Source organism: Collinsella aerofaciens (assembly GCF_015558785.1).
Classification (GTDB): Bacteria; Actinomycetota; Coriobacteriia; order Coriobacteriales; family Coriobacteriaceae; genus Collinsella; species Collinsella aerofaciens_P.
This window is the reverse complement of the sequence record NZ_JADMOP010000002.1, coordinates 180,234-196,925: the sequence shown is the minus strand read 5'-3', so window position 1 is coordinate 196,925 and position 16,692 is coordinate 180,234. Positions and strand designations below refer to the sequence as shown.

Here is a 16,692-nt window from a genome sequence, read left to right as displayed (position 1 = left end):
GGCTACATGTCTCCGGTCGAGTTCAGGGAGGCGGGGCTGTCCCTCCCGGAATCGTCCAAATAGGTGTTGCCAATCCAATCTGCGTGGGCTGCGGAGCAGGCTGGGGCTGAGGTGCAGGCTGTGGCGCGGGCTGCGGAGCAGGAGCAGCGGAAGCGGCACCGACGGCAGAACCGCAGACGGGGCAGAATTTGGCATCATCCGAAATGGGAGAACCACAAGTGGGACAGAACATAAGCTTTTCCTTTTCCTAAGGCGTTGCACGCCTTCAAACCTTACATGACTATGTTCTCAACAATAGCCGCGACGTTGTTGCGCAACATTGACCAATTTCCGAGAAATTTTGCTGCAATCGTTTTCCCGGGCATTTTCTTGCTTTCGCAGTAGAAAAAGGCACCCCGGGCTCAGTTGCCCAGGGCGCCTCGACCGACTATTCGGTTTGATTGTTTTCGGCAGCAGGATTATCGCCCGGCTCATCCGCCGGCGTGGCAACGGCATTCCAATCGGGTTCCGCAGGCGTCGCCTCGGGCGCCGGTACGGGTTCAGGGGCAGGTGCCGGAGCAGGTGCAGGCGCGGGTGCCGGGGCAGGGGCAGGCGCAGGTGCCGGGGCAGGCGCAGGGGCAGCACCAGTGGCGGCCGTGGGATTGAACCCCGCAGGAGCAGGCTTCTTCTCACCCGGGAGCACAAACGTCAGGACATCGTCGGCATCCTCATCGGCCCACTCGCTGGCATGACGTGCCGCCCAATAGCCAACGGCGCGATACTTGAGCATCTTGCCAAACACAGTCAGGAACACCGTGACAAAGGCAATGATCATCAAGAACAGAATGAGCGTGATGCCGCCGCCCTCGATGATTGCCTCAAGACCCGTGGGGCGATAGTAATAGCTATACATACCAAACGTAGCAATGGCGCCGAAGATGGCGGTGAAGATCCACGTGATGATGTGCGACACGATGCCCGTCAAAAACTCGGGGAGAATCGATGCGCAGAACAACTTGCCCAGGTTGGCCTTATAGGACTTCCAAACCTTCTCAAGCGAGAACGCGCTCTCCACGCGCCCGACGACGGCAAAGTGCATCACGGCAGCATCACCAAACATCTTAAAGAAGATGCCCAGTACCACCGACACGATCATGGCAAAGACGAGCAGGCCCATCGAGCCGAAGAGTGCGGCCTCGAGACCGCTCGAACCGGAGTAATAGTACGAGCCGACGGCACCGATCACGACGCTCTCGATAGCCGAGAACACCACGCCAATCACCGGAATAATGGCCACGAACTCGAGCACACCGGTAATGACAGACGAGAAAATGCCCAATCCAAACGAGGTCGAGCGCAGCAGCGGACGCTCCATGCCGTTATCATCCTTGAGCGACAGGTCACGACCCCACTCGATGGCAAAGCCCGCGCCGCACACGCTTGCCACGTACGCGAGCAAAAAGCCAATGGCCGCTGCGATACCGCCGATAACGGGGATAAACAGCACCAGCACCGAGACAACACAGATCAGCGCCGGCAAAAAGGCGATTTGGCATACGCGAACCAAGGCGCCGGGAACCTTAAGCATGTCGTTGAAGGCCTGAGCCATACAACCCTTGGGCGCGTTCATAGCCGGCTGGGGCGCAACGAACGGCTGCGGCTGCGGCTGGGCAAACGGCTGACCCTGCGGCTGAGGTTGAGCTTGCGGAGCGGGACCGGCGGCCTTAACCTCGGTATTAGGGGCACCGCACACGCCGCAGAACTTGTCGTTATCGCCCATGGGGGCGCCACACTGCGAACAGAACATCGAAATCATCCCTTCGTATCTAGAGCGAATCACCTGGATCGCAAACGATGTCTTTGGCATCATTATCGCCCAATGTGGGGACAAATACCGCAAGATGACCGATTTGCAACGTAGCCGGTTTATTCAATGATTCGAAGGGTACGACCGGGCTAGTTCGTGCCGCGGAAGCCCTTGCCGACGATTTCGGAGCTATCGACGATGGTGATGAAGGCGCCAGGGTCAATCTCGCGGGCATAGCGGCGCAGTTGCACTGCCTCGCGACGGCTCAGCACGCTCATGATCACCGTGACGCACTTGCCCGAGAAAGCGCCGTAGCCACGGCTGATCGTTGCCGTGCGGTTGAGATGCTTGACGATAAACTCCTCGACTTTAAGGGGCTCGGAGCAAATGATCGTGCAGACCTTACGAAGGTGAATGCTCTCGATAGCCTTGTCGACCACAAGCGTCTTGGCAAACAGACCGAGCACGCAGTACAGACCGACGCGCGGGCCATACAGGAAAGCCGCGATGGTCACGATGCCGATATCGACCAGCAACAGGGCACGGCCGATCTCAAGCGTCGTGCGGCGTTTGAGAATCATGGCAAGGATGTCGGTGCCGCCCGTCGAGGCGCCAATGTCAAAGACAATGGCACTGCCCAGCGCCGGCAAGATGACGGCAAAACACAGGTCGAGCCACATATCGCCCGTCATCGAAACATCCGTCGGAATGAAGAGCTCAAACAGCGAGACGTAGGCCGAAAGCGCAAACGAGGCAAAGACGCTCCAAAGGATTGCCTTGCGCTCCAAAAAGATAAAACCCAGGATGACCAGGACCGCGTTGATAATCCACATAAAGACGCCGACGGGCAGAGTCGGGAACAGCGTGGAAAGAATGACCGACACGCCCGAGGTGCCGCCGAAGGCAAAGTGATTGGGGGTTTTAAAGGCCACGATGGCAAAGGCCGTGAGGATCAAGCCCAGATTGAGCTCGGCAAAAAAGCGCGGAAAGCCTGGCTCCTGGCTGCGCTTGCGGCCGGCGCGCTCGCCACGTTCGATATCGGTGCGATCAACCACGCGCTCCATCGGCACCACGGGAGGACGATGCATCTCCTCGGCAGCACGCGATGCCGCCTCTGCCGCGGCGGCCTCAATCGCCCATGCCTTGCTTTCTGTTTCGTGCTCGTCGGGCATTACGGCAACTCCTCGTTAACAATTTGGAAACAATGCGCCCATTAGGGTAACGCGGAACGCGACGATTGCAACCCCTAGTTAGACGAGCGGTATGCCTACATCGGGGGGCATACAAATAACGGCCGGCCACGCTTTTGCTTGCGCGGTCGGCCGTTTAACGTTTTCGCAGATAAAACCTGCCAAAACAAACCTGTCCCTTTTTGGAAGGTTACTCGTGCTGGCTGGTGCGGTGCTCGTACTCCTCGGGGGTGATGACGTCCTCGATGCGCAGGTTGACGCCCGCCACCTCAAGGCCGGTCATCGCGGCAAGGCGCTCGGTGACACGCGCCTTGACATCGTCAAAGATCGCGGGCGCATAGGCGCCGTACTCGATAATGACGGAGATGTTGACGACCACGCGATTGTCATCGGTGACCTCGACCGTCACGCCCTTGGTCAGATTCTCGGCACCAAACTGCTCCTGCACAAAATGCATGAGGTTACCCTTCATGCCCAGAACGTGCGGAACCTCGCAGGTGGCCATGGCAACGATCTTCTCGATCACGCCGTTGGAATAGGTCAGCGAGTCCTCGGACTCGTCCGTTTCCTCATCATCCTCGCCCGCATCATCGGCGGGCTCGGCCTCGACGAGCGCCTCGTCCTCGAGCGTTACGTCCTCGGCCTCGGCGGTGACGGTCTCGTCTGCCTCGAGCTCGGTATCGGCCACATCGACCTTCGTATTAAAAGCCATGGTTCCTCCTTATGCCTGCCGCAGATGCGACAGTCGAATACATATTAGCGGCCGCTAAACAGACGGCCGAAGAAGTTGACGATCCCGTTTTCGCCGTCGCGAATTTGGCCGATCACAGCGCCGATCAGCACGAAGAATGCGATGACGAGCGTGTCCCACAGGCCGAGTGTGAGCACCAACACGGCGAGGATAAAGCCAGCGACGGCACCGAGCGTGGTGTTGGGATGACGCACAGCATAGCTCCAGATGGCAGCGCCCGTACCCTTGATGAGACCCATAGCCTCGTCAAAATCCACGGCTGCCGCGTCTTGTAACTCGGTTGCCTCTGCTTTGGAATCAAAAGGTTCGCTCGCCGGTGTGGCGCTCTGGTCAATCGTCAGGCGCGGCGTACGAGCGGTCTTATCTTGATTGGTATCACTCACCGGAAACCTCCACGGTCTGGACGGTAGTCTTGGACGGCAAAAAACGGACGCGCGTGGTCGTACCCGGCGTGCCGAGCATGGTGTCGCAAGCTTCCTCGATGCGCTGCTGCATCGCGGTAGCCAGAGATGCCACGTCCTTATCGTCAAGCGCGATAGCCTCGACCTTAAAACGGACGTGCGAATCGTCGGAACCTTGGACGCGGGCCTCGACATGCTCGATCATCACGCGATCGTCGCGCTCGGCAGCAGCCCTGGCGCACGAAGAAAGCGCCGCGAGCGTAACCTCGATATTGCGCTCCCCCGCCGGATGCACGCAGGACGGCTCGCGACGAGCAAACATCAGGCGGAAGAAGCTTACCAGCACGCCAATCGCCACAACTCCGCCGCATGCCGTCACGACAATGCGCGGCATGGGGTCGCGCATCAGCAGCATAAAGCGATACGTATACGGCCCCCAAAACTGGCAGACAAGCGTACCCAGCGCCACGATGGCGGCGGCAAGATACACGATCGCTAGGGCTCGTTTGAGTACGCGCACGTGGCGCTCCCTTCAAATCTCGGCTCTCGAAATGCAAAACGGTTCGCATCATTATAAAAGAGCCGGGTCCGGTGCTCTACGCACGCGGATCCGGCTCATCTATTCCACGAGACTTGCATGCTCGCTTCATTATGCCCAGATATGCACGGCTTAACCCGTGCGGGCGCTACTCCTCCTCGAGGGCAGCGATGACCTCGTCGGTCATGTCCATGGTGCTGTAAACATCCTGGACGTCGTCGAGCTCCTCAAGACGGTCGATGAGGCGCTGAACCTTCTTGGCGTCGGCGCCGGAGACCTCGGTCGGGGTGGTCGGGACCATGGTGGTCTCGGAGCCCTTGACCTGGACGCCCTGCTCCTCGAGCGCCTTGGAGACAGCCATGACCTCGTTGGCAGTAGTCCAGACGATCCACTCCTCGCCGGCGTCCTCGTAGTCCTCGCCACCGGCCTCGGCGATCGCCATCATAAACTCATCCTCGTCGCCGGCAGCACCGTTGGCGATCATGGTCTCCTTCTTGGCGTTCTCGTCCAGGATCTCCTTGGCGACGACAATCTGGCCCTTGCGCTCAAACTGGAAGGCGACGGAGCCGGAGGTGCCCAGGTTGCCACCAGCGTGGGAGAAGGCGGAACGGACATCAGCGGCGGTACGGTTGCGGTTGTCGGTCAGGCAGTCGACGTAGACGGCGACACCGGCGGGACCGTAGCCCTCGTACACGATGTTCTCGTAGACGGCGGCGTCAGCGCCCGAGCCAAAAGCCTTATCGATAGCGGACTTGATCTTGTCCTTAGGCATGGACTGAGCCTTGGCCTTGGCAACGGCAGCGGCGAGGCTGGCGTTGTTCTCGGGCAGCGGGTCACCGCCGAGACGGGCAGCAACGGTGATGTTGCGGCTGAGCTTGGAGAAGAGGGCGGAACGCTTGGCGTCCTGCGCGCCCTTACGATGCTTGGTTGTGGCCCACTTAGAGTGTCCGGACATACGTGTCTCCTATCGGTTTCGACCTAAAGCCCAGCGCAGATGCTCGGGCAATATAAACAAACGTCGTTATGATATACCTACTGGCCTGCGAGATAAACCCCAAAATGAAGGCGTCGTGATGATGGCCCCTTTGGTGCAAAGAAACCTGACCTCAATGCACCAAGTTAGAACCAGAGGAAGTCGCTGCGGGTGACGGTGGCGCCGATGGCGAAGGGCATGCAGGCGATGACCGGATACAGGTAGCGCATGTAAGTCGAGCCGTTGCACGGGCCAATCAGGCACACGGCGAGCACGCCCAACAGCGGCACCCAGATCGCCAGCGCACGCCATGAATGACGACGCAGCAGGTAGACCACCACGGCGATCATGATCCACACATAGGTGGCCGAGCTCATGGTGAGTGAGATAAAGGGAACACGCTGCACCGCCACACGGTATAGGTTGATCAGATGGTCACACCAGCGCACCACGTTGCTGTCAACCGGATGGAAGTCGAAGTACTTGAGGTTGTCGGGACGCGCCATGATCTCGGCACTACGCGCCGTGCTGTAAACCCAGGCATCGCGCGCGCTCGGATAAAAATAACCGTAGTAGTTATTGATGAGCGCCGAGATATAGCACTCGGGATCCTTTTTGAACATCTGGGCCCACACCTCAAAATAGGCCTTGATGTCCTCCTGCGAGGCGTACTCGTTAAAGCAGTTCTTGACGGCATCGGACTTGTCGGGGTTGTAGCGGCGGCCCAGGTTCTCGTACTTGAGTACGCGATCGATCACGGCACGCTCTTCGTCGGTCACCGAACCGTCGCAAGGAGCCTCCACGATGGCGCCGTCCTCCTTAACCGTGGGGTTGACGCCCGAGTTGAGGCCGTCGTGCTTTTGGACGAAACGAGCCGTCTGCTGGAACGGAATTGAGAGGATTTCGCGCTTGGAACCAGGCGTGATATCGTGCGCCGGCATAAAGACCTTGGTGAAGTACATATTAGAGGCAAGGCAGAGCGCAAGTACTGCGAGCACGCCGACCCAGCGGAAGCGCGGCGTGGCACATGAGACCGTGGTGCCCATCTGCTTAGCCGCACGACGAGCGACATGTACATCCCAGGCGCAAAACGCCGCCGCGATTACGCATGTCGCCAGGGGAAACACCAGGCCGCCGTTGCGCAGAAACGTGGAACCCATGGCGCCCAGAGCGAGCAGCAGCCAGTCGTGGCGCGCAAAGAGCACGGGCCTCCGTTCGCCCGCACGCTCGACATTGGCATCGCGACGGGGCAGGCCGCAGGCCACGAGCTTCACGGTCTGCACCAACAGCACTAAAAACGCGTCGGCAAAGAGCACGTCTTTGGTGAGCAACGCCGCATAGTTAGAGAACATCGGCATAAACGCAAAGAACAGCAGGATCGCACCGCGAACCGGCAGGCTCACGCCCAGTTTGCGCAGCGACGAAATGGAATAGGCCATGCAGGCGGCCGTGATGACAAATTGAGCGCAGGTATAGATGATGAGGCCCGCGTTAGCGCTGTTGAACAGTGAAAGCCCCAGCTGGACGCACGAACCGATGATAGCCGTGTGCACCACGGGGTGATGTCCGTTGAGCAACACATTGGGATTGAGCAGACGCAGGTAGTCACTCGTGCCGTTGGGGTAGTTGAACCACTGGCGAATCTGCGCACCCGTATCTCCCATAAAAAGACCGGGCAGCGAAGCGATGAGCGTGGGCGCCCAGGCGATCATAAGCACCAGGAAGGGCCCGGCAAAGGGATGGGCCGAGAGCGCGGCGTGAGTCACACGCCATACGCGGCCAAAGTGCGCTTCGGAAAACGGAATGCGCCGAGAGCTCAGCCAATCTAGACACTCAAAGGCAAGGTAGAAGGCAACGACCGCCAAGAGCATCCAGCCCGCGCCGCCAATCCAGGCGCAGATGATGCGGGCTTTGTCGCCAAGGACAATCTCGGCCGAGTCGGTGAGATCGTAGCTGCGGCCGAACACCATGCAGATGGCGAAGAACAGCGACGGCAGAATGATCGATGGACGCCAGGTGTCGCCACGGCCAAAGAACACGTAGCGAAACGGCAAGGTGAGCAGGCAGGCAAGTGCAAGCAACATGACCGCGTCGGTATGGCCGGCAAACGAGAGGAGCACCTCGTAGCACACGTACAGCATGCCCGAGGCTTTGGGGTCAATCGCCAAGACTGCGTTGCTCGACACCGGGGCGGGATCGATGGAAAACGCCGTGGTCGCCAACAGCGCGAGCAAAAATGCGATGAGCGTCTGCTTGGCGGGGTAGCGCTTAAACCAGACGATGCGGGCAGCGTCGCGCGCAGCCGTTGTGGAGAGATCGGAATCCTTCACAGTCCAAAGAGCCTTTCTAGAAACCTGCCAAAAAGGGACAGGTTTATTTTGGCAGGTTTTATCTGGGGAAACGTTACGGTTCTGTCATCGTTGCCCAGCGAATCACCACAAAGGTGCCTGTCCCCTTTGTGGTAGTTAGGCGTCGAGGTAGATGCGCTGGGGCCGGTTGCGGCGACGAGCAAAGATGATGAGCGCCAGGCCCGCGATTACGAGCGGCAGGCTCAGCAGCTGGCCCATGGTGATGACGCCGCCAAGCAGATAGCCCAGCTGGGCATCGGGCACGCGCACAAACTCAATGAGGAAGCGGACGATGCCGTAACCCATCACAAACACGCCCATAAACGTGCCTTGGGGCAGTAGCGGCTTTTTGCGGCTGAGCACCTGCAGAATGCAAAAGAGCACGATGCCCTCAAGAAATGCCTCGTAGAGCTGGGAGGGATGGCGCGGCATATCGCCCGCGGCGCCGCCGAAGATCACGCCCCAGGGCAAATCGGTCGGCTTGCCCCACAGCTCGCCGTTGACAAAGTTGGCGCAGCGCCCCAGGCACAGGGCCAGCGGAGCACCGATAACGGCAAGGTCGGCGATAGTCCAGGCATCGAGCTTGTACATACGGCACACGAGCACGCCACCGATGATGCCGCCCACCAGGCCGCCGTGGAAACTCATGCCGCCTTCGTTGGTGGCGAAGATCTCGAGCGGATGCGCCCAGTAGTAGCCATCACCGTAAAAGATGACGTAGAACAGGCGGGCGCCAATGATAAGGCCAAAGACCACACCGACCACGACGCTCGTCAGGTCGTCGACCGTAATGTCGAAACCCCAGCGACGCTGCGTGCGATACATGACGACCGCCGTGAGCAGAGCGCCGACCACGTAGGCCAAGCCGTACCAGTAGATGGTGATGGGCCCCGCCGAAATCGCGACGGGATCAAGCATATGGTAGAGGTCGTTGAGCATATCGGTCCCCTTGCTCCCTACATACAAATGCGGCCGCGGGCCTTGCGTTCGCAGCCGCATATTTGGGCGTAACGTCTATGCGGAGTACGCCGTCCGCAGCTTTCGCATCTTAGAACGGCGCGTACTCGTCGTACAGGTCCTCGGTCTCGCCGGAGGCATTGACCTGCTCGACACGGGTAACGCCGGGTACGTGCTCCTTGAGAATACGCTCGATACCCATGGACAGGGTCAGTGCGCTCATAGGGCAGCCGGCGCAGGCACCCTGAAGCTCAAGCTGGACGACGCCCTCGTCGTCGACGCCCACATACTCCATATCGCCGCCGTCAGCCTGCAGGTTGGGGCGGATCTCCTCAAGAACCTTCTTAAGCAGCTCTTCGTTAACAGCCACAGGGGCTCCTTTCTCACAATAACGCGGGCGCGCCCGCGGACAGAGCTATGTTACTACAGCCATGTACCCGCTCACGAGCCGTCCATGCGCGCGGACACGACTTTCACGAGCAGTCAATTTGGGACGGGGCTTTTTAGCTGCTTTTGCCGACGCCCGGCGCTAGCACACGCTGCCGCTACTGCTGAGTTTGTTCCCCGGTGCCGATGTGGACATCGACGATAACCTGGCGGTAGCTGATGCCGCAGGAGTCGAGAATGCGGCGACTGATGCAGCCGTCGTCGGTGTCGGCGTACTTATTGTCCAGGTAGACAACCTCGCCCACGCCCACCTGCGCCAGGATCTTGGCGCAGTCGTGGCACGGGAACAGCGTGACGTAGACCGTGGAACCCTCAAGGTCTTTGAGCGAGCCGCGGTAGTTGAGCACGGCGTTGGCCTCGGCATGGACTACGTAGTTATGCTTGTCCTGCAGCGGGTCATCGCTCGTGCCCCACGGGAAAAAGTCGTCATTGAGTGCCGAGGGCGTGCCGTTGTAGCCCACCGAAAGGATACGGTGGTTGGTGCTAGCGATGCACGCGCCCACCTGCGTATTGGGATCCTTGCTGCGGCGCTGCGCGGCGATGGCCACGCTCATAAAGAACTCGTCCCAGCTAATAACGTCGCGGCGCTTGCCCGACGTGGTTTGATGAAGATCGTCCGACATGGCAGACACCTCCGAAATCGCACTAGTTTGACCCATTGTAGCAGGTGAAAGGTGGGCTGTTTCCTCTCCCGCCGACGTCCTCGGCTTTATGCGTGACGAGGCTTTTGGTTGATGCGGTACAGCTCGGCGAGACCCCGCAGCGTCAGTGCGTCGTCTACCGTCAGGCTGTGGCCGACCAACGCCGCTAGCGCCTCGGCATCGTCGCCGGTGATGACGATGGGCACGCTGCCCTCGCCCGCCGCCTTGGTCGAGCGCATCTCGGCAAGCACCATGTCGAGCATGCCGTCGATACGGGCTACCTCGCCCAAAACCACACCCGAGCGCATGGCCTCGCGCGTGTTGCGACCGATCACATGCGTGGGTGCCGAGGGCTCGACCTGCGGAAGGCGCGCCGCAGCGGCCGAAAGCGAGCGGGCGCCAAGTGCCAGACCCGGCGCGATGACGCCGCCGACAAAGGTTCCGTGCGCATCGATGACCTCGATATTGGTCGTAGTGCCCAGGTCGATCACGATGCACGGAGAGCCGTAGACGGCACGGGCCGCCACGGCGTCGGCGATGCGGTCGGGACCGATCTCTGCCGGATCGTCGTAATGCACGGGCATACCGGTCTTGAGGCCCGGCCCCACGGTGAGCACGCGCCCCGTGCAAGTGCGGGAAAGCGCTGCCTTCCATGGGCGCTCGAGCGCCGGCACCACGCAACTCAGCACTGCGGCTGCGGGAACGAGCGCGCCCGGCATGCCTGCATCGGCTGCCAGTGCGCCCATAACCTGCACAAGTCGCATGCGCGCTTCGTCGGCCGTGATGCTCGACGGCGTCGTGATCTCGCACGTCGCAAGCGGGCATTCCTGTGCCGCGGCCGAATCCTCGGCAAACAGACCAAAGCGAATGAACGTGTTGCCCACGTCACCCGTCAATATGTATGCGCAGCCATTAAGCATCGTCGGCGCTCCTTTCGTCTGCCCAGCAGTATATCGCCTACCTAAACCAGCTAAAAAGCCCCGTCCCAAATTGACTACCTTGCGGCTATACTGATGCGCGGTCGTGCGCGAGCTCACGCGGCGGCCCTTGGTAACCCGACTTCCCGCGCCGTATCCGTAGCGGCGCTTGCGGGGGAAGCGGATATACGCAAAGGAGTTCTATATGAGCAATCCCTCGAACCGCACCTCGATGCGCGGTCAACTCACGCTGCGCGGCGTCGTCATCGGCGTCCTTGGCTGCGTGATCATCACGGCAAGCTCGGCCTATACCGCCCTCAAAATGGGTGCGCTCCCCTGGCCGATCATTTTCGCTGCCGTCATTTCGCTGTTCTTCCTGAAGCTCATGGGCAACGCCAGCCTCAACGAGGCCAACGTCACCCACACCATCATGTCCGCGGGCGCCATGGTCGCCGGCGGCCTGGCGTTTACCATCCCGGGCGCTTGGATGCTGGGCTATGCCGACCAGATCAGCTGGCTCGACATGTTTATCGTGGCGCTCGCCGGCACCATCTTGGGCCTTCTGGCGACAGCGCTCATCCACCGTCACTTTATCGTGGACGCCGCGCTGGAGTTCCCCACCGGCAACGCCGCAGCTCAGACCCTGCGCGCCACTGAGGCCGGCGGCAAGACCGGCAAGCAGCTCTTTGGCTCCATGGCCATCGCAGGCATCTACAGTGTGCTTCGTGACGCTCTGGGCGTGGTGCCTAGCATGCTGTGCTCGCTCAATATCCCCGGCGTGACCTTTGCCATCTACAACTCGCCCATGTTGCTGTCCATCGGCTTTTTGGTGGGCTTCGCCCCCGTCGCCTTCTGGTTTGCCGGCGCGCTGCTGGGCAACTTTGGCATCATCGTCGGCGGCACCGCTGCCGGCCTGTTCGATGTTGTGACCGCGCAGGGTATCGTCAAGTCCCTCGGTATGGGCCTTATGATGGGCTTTGGCGTCGCCGTCGTCCTTAAGGACATCCTGCCGCAGGTCGCCGGTATCGTCCGTGGCCTCGCCGCCGACAGCTCCACCGACACCGACGAGCAGTCGCTCATCTCGGGCTCCCTTAAGCTCGACGCCGGCATCATCGGCTTGGGCACCGCTGCCATCGCCGTGATCGTTGCCATCGCGCTCGACCTTGGTCCCGTCCCGGCCGTCATCGTCACGCTGTTCACCTTTGTCACCACCATCATGAGCGCTCAGAGCTGCGGCCAGACGGGTATCGACCCCATGGAGATCTTTGGCCTCATCGTCATGCTCATCGTGGCGGCCTTCGCGCAGCTCGCGCAGGTCAAGCTGTTCTTTATCGCCGGCATCGTGGCCGTGGCATGCGGCCTTGCGGGCGACGTCATGAACGACTTTAAGGCCGGCGCCGTGCTGGGCACCAACCCGCGCGCGCAGTGGGTCGGCCAGGCCATCGGCGGCATCGTGGGCGCCCTGGTCGCTGCCGCCGTCATGGTCGCGCTCGTCACCGCCTATGGTCCGGACGCCTTCGGCCCCGACAAGAGCTTCGTTGCCGCACAGGCAAGCGTCGTTGCCACCATGGTCTCGGGCATCCCGAGCGTGCCGTGGTTCGCAGGCGGCTTTATCGCCGGCATCGTCATGTACTGGCTCGGCATTCCGGCCATGATGATCGGTCTAGGCGTGTACTTGCCGTTCTACATGTCGCTCACGGCCTTCTTGGGCTCCTGCGTCAAGCTCGCCTACGACAAGTGGGCCGCTCACCGCGACGCCGAGGCCGGTCTTTCGGACGAGGAGAAGGCCGCCAAGGACGCCGCCTTCCAGGAGCAGGGCCTGGTTGTCGCCAGCGGCCTGCTCGGTGGCGAGTCTATCGTCGGCGTTATCCTGGCGTTTGTCTCTGTTGGCCTGAGCCTGCTGGGCTAAACCCAACAACAACGTACCCGTACAGAGCGCGGAGTCGGAGACCATCCGGCCCCGCGCTCTTTCTGTATCTGCCGAAACCCTCAGCAGTACTCGCATGTGGCGTGTCTTCCTTTGCCTGCTCGCCTAAGTTCCATGTCAAGATGACCGCCCCGCCCGTCACGGTGTAGAGTACATGATGCGAACGCACCCGCGGTCCTGCGGCAATACGAGGTGGACATGGAACTCGATAAACAACAGCTCAAGCGACTGCGCGAGCGTCATCATCGGCGTCACGGCATCCGCCCTGCCCATAGTGAGGCTGCCGAGCAGGCTGGTCGCTTTTTAAAGCGCGCATTCAACATTCGCGATGGTCGCGCGCCCTACCACGTAATCCGTAAGCGCTTTGTAAACGGGGCGCGCCTGACCGGCTCTCACCTGTGCATCCTCATCATCGCCATGCTCATCGCAAGCATCGGCCTCGATATCGACTCGGACATCGCCATCGTGGGCGCCATGCTCATCTGCCCGCTCATGGGCTCGGTTCTTGCCATGGCATACGGCATCGCCACGCTCGACCGCGAGATTACCGTCGAAGCCGTCGCCAGCCTTGCGCTGCAGATGGCCTTTTGCCTGGTCACGTCCACGCTGTACTTTAAGCTCTCGCCCCTTGGCACCACCACGGCCGCCATCATCGACAACTCGACACCCACCGTCTGGGACCTTACCGTCGCACTCGCAGGCGGCTTTGCAGGCGGGCTGGGCAACTCGCGCGACCAGGAACCCGCCACGCTCATCGCCGGCGTGGCCGTGGCGACCGCGCTCATGCCGCCCCTGTGCGCGGCGGGCTACGGCATCGCCATCGCAAGCGGGTCACTGTTTCTCTCGGCGCTTTATGAGTTTGGCATCAACGTGGTCTTTATCGCGCTGGCGGCCGAAGCCGTATTGCTTCTTTTACGTGTACCGCTCAAGCGCGACCTCAACGGCGACGGCATTGTGACAGCCGAGGAAAATGCCGAGGTCGATGAGCTGTCACGCAAGGTGCGCCGCCGCATTATTGTGGGCACGGTGGTCTTTGCCATCCCCTGCATCGTCATGACGGCGGGTTCCATTGGCTCGGCGCAGGCCGGCGTGCAGGACGGCTACGGTGTCACCGAAACCACGCGCGAGCTTGCCGCGGTGCTGCCGGGCTTTAAGGATTACACCGTCGCCGTCGAGACCTCGGCCACCGAAGGCGACGAGGAGGGCATCGTCGAGCGCGAGATTGTCGCCCATGTGACGACAAGCGAGGCGCTTGGGGCACACGACCGCCACGTCGCCCGCAAGCTCATAGACCTCAACGTACCCGAACTCGATCGCGTGGAGTTCGATGTGAAGTGATGCAGAGCGCGGGATGAATGCTCGCACGGACGCAAGTTACGACGAGGCGCAGGCGCGATACGGACACGAGCAAATAGCGGGGTGCAGTTCACACCCGCGCCCCGCTCGCTTTTTTATTGCCGTGAATCAACTGTCCGAATCGACCTCGCCAGACTCCACCGTAAACGCCGGATCGGTGCTCACAAGATAAAATCGGGTCACCTTAGTATTTCTAATTAGGTAAATCTGCCCTTGATTGCGTCGGCGCGATATATATGCAACGTGAACCGTGCCGAATTCTTCGCCGTTTTCCTTCTTTAATACCAGGATATTGGGATCGTCCGTACGCTTAAACTGCCCGTCAACGCAGCTGCCGTCTTTGTCGACCAGTTGCCACCGATGGTTATCCTCTTCAAGAAAGGCCAGGGTTTCCAGACTCGTTTTGTCATCCCGATAGTAACCGTCAACGGCAAACCCTTCGGAAGCGCATTCCCGCATATAGGACGTTTCTCGGCTTATAGCAAACAGCCCTGTAACGCCCAGGAGCACAGCCAGGCAGACCACTGCAAGGGTTATCGAAATAGCACGGCGGCCCATGTTAGACCAACCGATAGTTGTTTAACGGAGCGCGAAACATACCTGAAACCTCCGATGTCAGGGGGAACGTCGCCAGCAGGCTGGCGACAACTATATGTTTCTGATATCAAACCATATGGCTGCCACTCGCGGAGGGGGCATCGGCGAACGGCGTGTTTTCATACTCCATTGGTCAAACCTAAGCGCGGCCCTACAGCTCGTACTTGTACACGCGGTAGATGTACTTTTCGGCTTCCATCTCGTAGGTGGTGATGGGCAGTCCATAGCGATCGTACTCGGCAAAGGTCTTGGCCATGCCCGATGCCACGAGCGTGCTATTCGAACCGCCGACGCGCTGCGCACTGCTCACATAACCCGAGAACGGCACTGCGATCTGGTCCACAAGCTCGTAGGTGCGCGCGGCCTCGTCCACCGTAAAGATGCGCCCAAACGAATGCGTTCCCTTGCTGTAGTCGGTCACCACCGCGGCGCCCAGCTGGCCCCAGTCGAACTTGGGATAGCGCTCGGTCGCACCAAAGTTGTTGTCGTATAGCAGCACCTGGTAGCGACCAATCGCTGCCGTGTCAGAACTCGGCAGATACGTCACGCCGTGCTGGCCTGCATTGAGCGAGAAATCGCCCTGGGCCTGCAATAACTTGTCTTCAAAGCCCGAGCCGGCCCATTGCCACTCCTTTCTATTTCTGGGTCCATCTTCTCACTGTTGGCGGCCGAAAATGATCCGTTTTCCTCCGTCCCCGAGAGGTCATTTTTTAGTACTTGAAGAAACCCTCGCCCGAGCTTTCGCCCAGCTTGCCTTCGTCGAGCATTTTCTTGAGGACGGATGCCATGGCCTTAAAGTTGTAGGGCATCATCATCTTCTTGAGCAGCGGGCTCACCAGGCCCGGGACCTTCTGATACTGCATAACGATGTTGTACGCCGTCTGGATGCCCACGGTGTCGAATACGCGGAACGGGCCCTTGGGAGCGCCAGTGCCGCGCGTCCACGCGAGGTCGATGCTCTTGGGGTCGCTGACGCCCGAGACGTACAGGTCCAGGCCCGAAAGCAGCCACGGCACCAGCATGGAGTTGAGCAGGTAGCCGTTCTTTTCCTTGTTGACGGGAAGCGCCAGCATGCGAATGTCGTTGGCGAAGTCGACGAGCTCGTCGAAGTAGCGCTTGTCAGTCTGGTCCTGGGCCATGACCTCGGTCATATTGTTCTTCCAGATGGAGTTGGCAAAGTGCAGCGACAGGTACTTCTCGGGGCGGCCAGTGTACTTGGCAAAGGTGCTCGGTAGCAGCGTGGAGGAGTTGGTCACGACGACGGTCTTTTGCGGGAGAACCGGGGCGAGCTTTTTGTAGAAGTCGATCTTTGCCTGGGTGTCCTCGGCCATAGATTCGATGACCAGGTCGGCGTCGGCCACTGCCTTGGCAAGATCGAGCTCCAGCTTGAGTGTGGAGTAGGCACGGTCGACAGCGGCGAGTGCCGCTTCCTTGTCGAAGGGCTGGCCACTATCGGCGATACCGGCGCACCACTCACCCGTGCCGTCCGCCATGCCCTCGATAGCCGCGATGTACTCCTCGCGCACATGATCGATCTTGGGCTGGGTGCGGCCGATGCTGCCCTCGCTGCGCAGCCAAATCGTCACATCGAAGCCACAGTAGGCAGCCTGAAAGGCAATCTGGCTTCCCAGCACGCCGCCACCAGCAACGCAAACGGTCTTGTAGCTCATAGGAACAGTCCTCTCTTACGTAATTCCATAGATGTGTATTTATTCAACCGTAAGGAGGACGCGCGCTGGGGGTAGGTTCTATAAACGGACGCTAATTTGCGGCGAACGGCTACACCTGTTCATTAACTCAGGGTTCCATGTCCAGCAAAAACGGGTGGTAGCCGATATGTCTACCACCCGCTTGCCTCATATC

The 16,692-nt window shown here is 60.4% G+C and carries 16 protein-coding genes and 1 pseudogene; 2 read left to right on the top strand and 15 right to left on the bottom strand.

Annotated features, from left to right (window positions below; translation table 11 throughout):
* Positions 1 to 22: 22 nt before the first annotated feature.
* The 12 genes from I2G40_RS09810 to I2G40_RS01920 all read right to left on the bottom strand — a co-directional run bounded on the left by I2G40_RS09810 (position 23) and on the right by I2G40_RS01920 (position 10,952).
* Complete coding sequence (locus I2G40_RS09810; RefSeq protein WP_195544017.1) at positions 23 to 232, bottom strand: zinc-ribbon domain-containing protein; 210 nt, start codon at positions 230 to 232, stop codon at positions 23 to 25.
* A gap of 195 nt (positions 233 to 427) precedes the next feature.
* Positions 428 to 1,786, bottom strand: a complete 1,359-nt coding sequence (locus tag I2G40_RS01970) for a zinc-ribbon domain-containing protein (protein WP_195544016.1) — start codon at positions 1,784 to 1,786, stop codon at positions 428 to 430.
* A 149-nt stretch (positions 1,787 to 1,935) separates the two neighbouring features.
* Positions 1,936 to 2,958 (bottom strand): YitT family protein, encoded by a 1,023-nt coding sequence (locus I2G40_RS01965; protein ID WP_195544015.1) that lies wholly within the window; start codon positions 2,956 to 2,958, stop codon positions 1,936 to 1,938.
* A 208-nt stretch (positions 2,959 to 3,166) separates the two neighbouring features.
* A complete protein-coding gene (locus I2G40_RS01960) occupies positions 3,167 to 3,688 on the bottom strand; it encodes an Asp23/Gls24 family envelope stress response protein (RefSeq protein WP_195544014.1) in 522 nt (173 codons plus the stop codon).
* Positions 3,689 to 3,732: 44 nt separating this feature from the next.
* Positions 3,733 to 4,110, bottom strand: coding sequence for a DUF2273 domain-containing protein (locus I2G40_RS01955; RefSeq protein ID WP_270225787.1), 378 nt, complete (start codon positions 4,108 to 4,110; stop codon positions 3,733 to 3,735).
* Entirely contained in the window at positions 4,103 to 4,648 is a 546-nt protein-coding gene (locus I2G40_RS01950; RefSeq protein ID WP_040358981.1) for an Asp23/Gls24 family envelope stress response protein, read from the bottom strand. The genes I2G40_RS01955 and I2G40_RS01950 overlap by 8 nt, the downstream gene beginning before the upstream one ends.
* A 166-nt stretch (positions 4,649 to 4,814) precedes the next feature.
* Positions 4,815 to 5,621: a YebC/PmpR family DNA-binding transcriptional regulator gene (locus tag I2G40_RS01945; protein ID WP_006234926.1), complete on the bottom strand. Its 807-nt coding sequence runs from the start codon at positions 5,619 to 5,621 to the stop codon at positions 4,815 to 4,817.
* A gap of 164 nt (positions 5,622 to 5,785) precedes the next feature.
* Positions 5,786 to 7,969, bottom strand: coding sequence for a DUF6020 family protein (locus I2G40_RS01940; protein ID WP_324252555.1), 2,184 nt, complete (start codon positions 7,967 to 7,969; stop codon positions 5,786 to 5,788).
* A 135-nt stretch (positions 7,970 to 8,104) separates the two neighbouring features.
* Entirely contained in the window at positions 8,105 to 8,926 is an 822-nt protein-coding gene (gene lgt, locus I2G40_RS01935) for a prolipoprotein diacylglyceryl transferase (protein WP_195544013.1), read from the bottom strand.
* Between the two features lie 109 nt (positions 8,927 to 9,035).
* Positions 9,036 to 9,314 (bottom strand): NifU family protein, encoded by a 279-nt coding sequence (locus I2G40_RS01930; protein ID WP_117847995.1) that lies wholly within the window; start codon positions 9,312 to 9,314, stop codon positions 9,036 to 9,038.
* A gap of 175 nt (positions 9,315 to 9,489) precedes the next feature.
* Entirely contained in the window at positions 9,490 to 10,014 is a 525-nt protein-coding gene (locus tag I2G40_RS01925) for a deoxycytidylate deaminase (protein WP_195544012.1), read from the bottom strand.
* A gap of 86 nt (positions 10,015 to 10,100) precedes the next feature.
* Complete coding sequence (locus I2G40_RS01920; protein WP_195544011.1) at positions 10,101 to 10,952, bottom strand: type III pantothenate kinase; 852 nt, start codon at positions 10,950 to 10,952, stop codon at positions 10,101 to 10,103.
* Between the two features lie 202 nt (positions 10,953 to 11,154).
* Between I2G40_RS01920 and I2G40_RS01915 the strand changes: the two genes are divergently transcribed.
* Positions 11,155 to 12,858, top strand: coding sequence for an OPT/YSL family transporter (locus I2G40_RS01915; protein WP_195544010.1), 1,704 nt, complete (start codon positions 11,155 to 11,157; stop codon positions 12,856 to 12,858).
* A gap of 216 nt (positions 12,859 to 13,074) precedes the next feature.
* Positions 13,075 to 14,214, top strand: a complete 1,140-nt coding sequence (locus I2G40_RS01910) for a DUF389 domain-containing protein (protein ID WP_195544009.1) — start codon at positions 13,075 to 13,077, stop codon at positions 14,212 to 14,214.
* 126 nt (positions 14,215 to 14,340) lie between these two features.
* Here the strand turns inward: I2G40_RS01910 and I2G40_RS01905 are convergent, their stop codons facing one another.
* From I2G40_RS01905 to I2G40_RS01895, 3 genes and pseudogenes are all read right to left on the bottom strand, one after another.
* Complete coding sequence (locus tag I2G40_RS01905) at positions 14,341 to 14,790, bottom strand: hypothetical protein (RefSeq protein WP_195544008.1); 450 nt, start codon at positions 14,788 to 14,790, stop codon at positions 14,341 to 14,343.
* Positions 14,791 to 14,980: 190 nt separating this feature from the next.
* A pseudogene (locus I2G40_RS01900) lies at positions 14,981 to 15,442 on the bottom strand (aryl-sulfate sulfotransferase); the annotation flags it as partial.
* Between the two features lie 97 nt (positions 15,443 to 15,539).
* Entirely contained in the window at positions 15,540 to 16,499 is a 960-nt protein-coding gene (locus I2G40_RS01895) for a 3-hydroxyacyl-CoA dehydrogenase (protein WP_195544006.1), read from the bottom strand.
* Positions 16,500 to 16,692: the final 193 nt, after the last annotated feature.

Bases quoted from the DNA above. Each gene is read 5' to 3' on its own strand.
- I2G40_RS09810 (WP_195544017.1), bottom strand. From the start codon at position 232: ATGTTCTGTCCCACTTGTGGTTCTCCCATTTCGGATGATGCCAAATTC.
- I2G40_RS01970 (WP_195544016.1), bottom strand. From the start codon at position 1,786: ATGTTCTGTTCGCAGTGTGGCGCCCCCATGGGCGATAACGACAAGTTC.
- I2G40_RS01965 (WP_195544015.1), bottom strand. From the start codon at position 2,958: ATGCCCGACGAGCACGAAACAGAAAGCAAGGCATGGGCGATTGAGGCC.
- I2G40_RS01960 (WP_195544014.1), bottom strand. From the start codon at position 3,688: ATGGCTTTTAATACGAAGGTCGATGTGGCCGATACCGAGCTCGAGGCA.
- I2G40_RS01945 (WP_006234926.1), bottom strand. From the start codon at position 5,621: ATGTCCGGACACTCTAAGTGGGCCACAACCAAGCATCGTAAGGGCGCG.
- lgt (WP_195544013.1), bottom strand. From the start codon at position 8,926: ATGCTCAACGACCTCTACCATATGCTTGATCCCGTCGCGATTTCGGCG.
- I2G40_RS01925 (WP_195544012.1), bottom strand. From the start codon at position 10,014: ATGTCGGACGATCTTCATCAAACCACGTCGGGCAAGCGCCGCGACGTT.
- I2G40_RS01920 (WP_195544011.1), bottom strand. From the start codon at position 10,952: ATGCTTAATGGCTGCGCATACATATTGACGGGTGACGTGGGCAACACG.
- I2G40_RS01915 (WP_195544010.1), top strand. From the start codon at position 11,155: ATGAGCAATCCCTCGAACCGCACCTCGATGCGCGGTCAACTCACGCTG.
- I2G40_RS01910 (WP_195544009.1), top strand. From the start codon at position 13,075: ATGGAACTCGATAAACAACAGCTCAAGCGACTGCGCGAGCGTCATCAT.
- I2G40_RS01905 (WP_195544008.1), bottom strand. From the start codon at position 14,790: ATGGGCCGCCGTGCTATTTCGATAACCCTTGCAGTGGTCTGCCTGGCT.
- I2G40_RS01895 (WP_195544006.1), bottom strand. From the start codon at position 16,499: ATGAGCTACAAGACCGTTTGCGTTGCTGGTGGCGGCGTGCTGGGAAGC.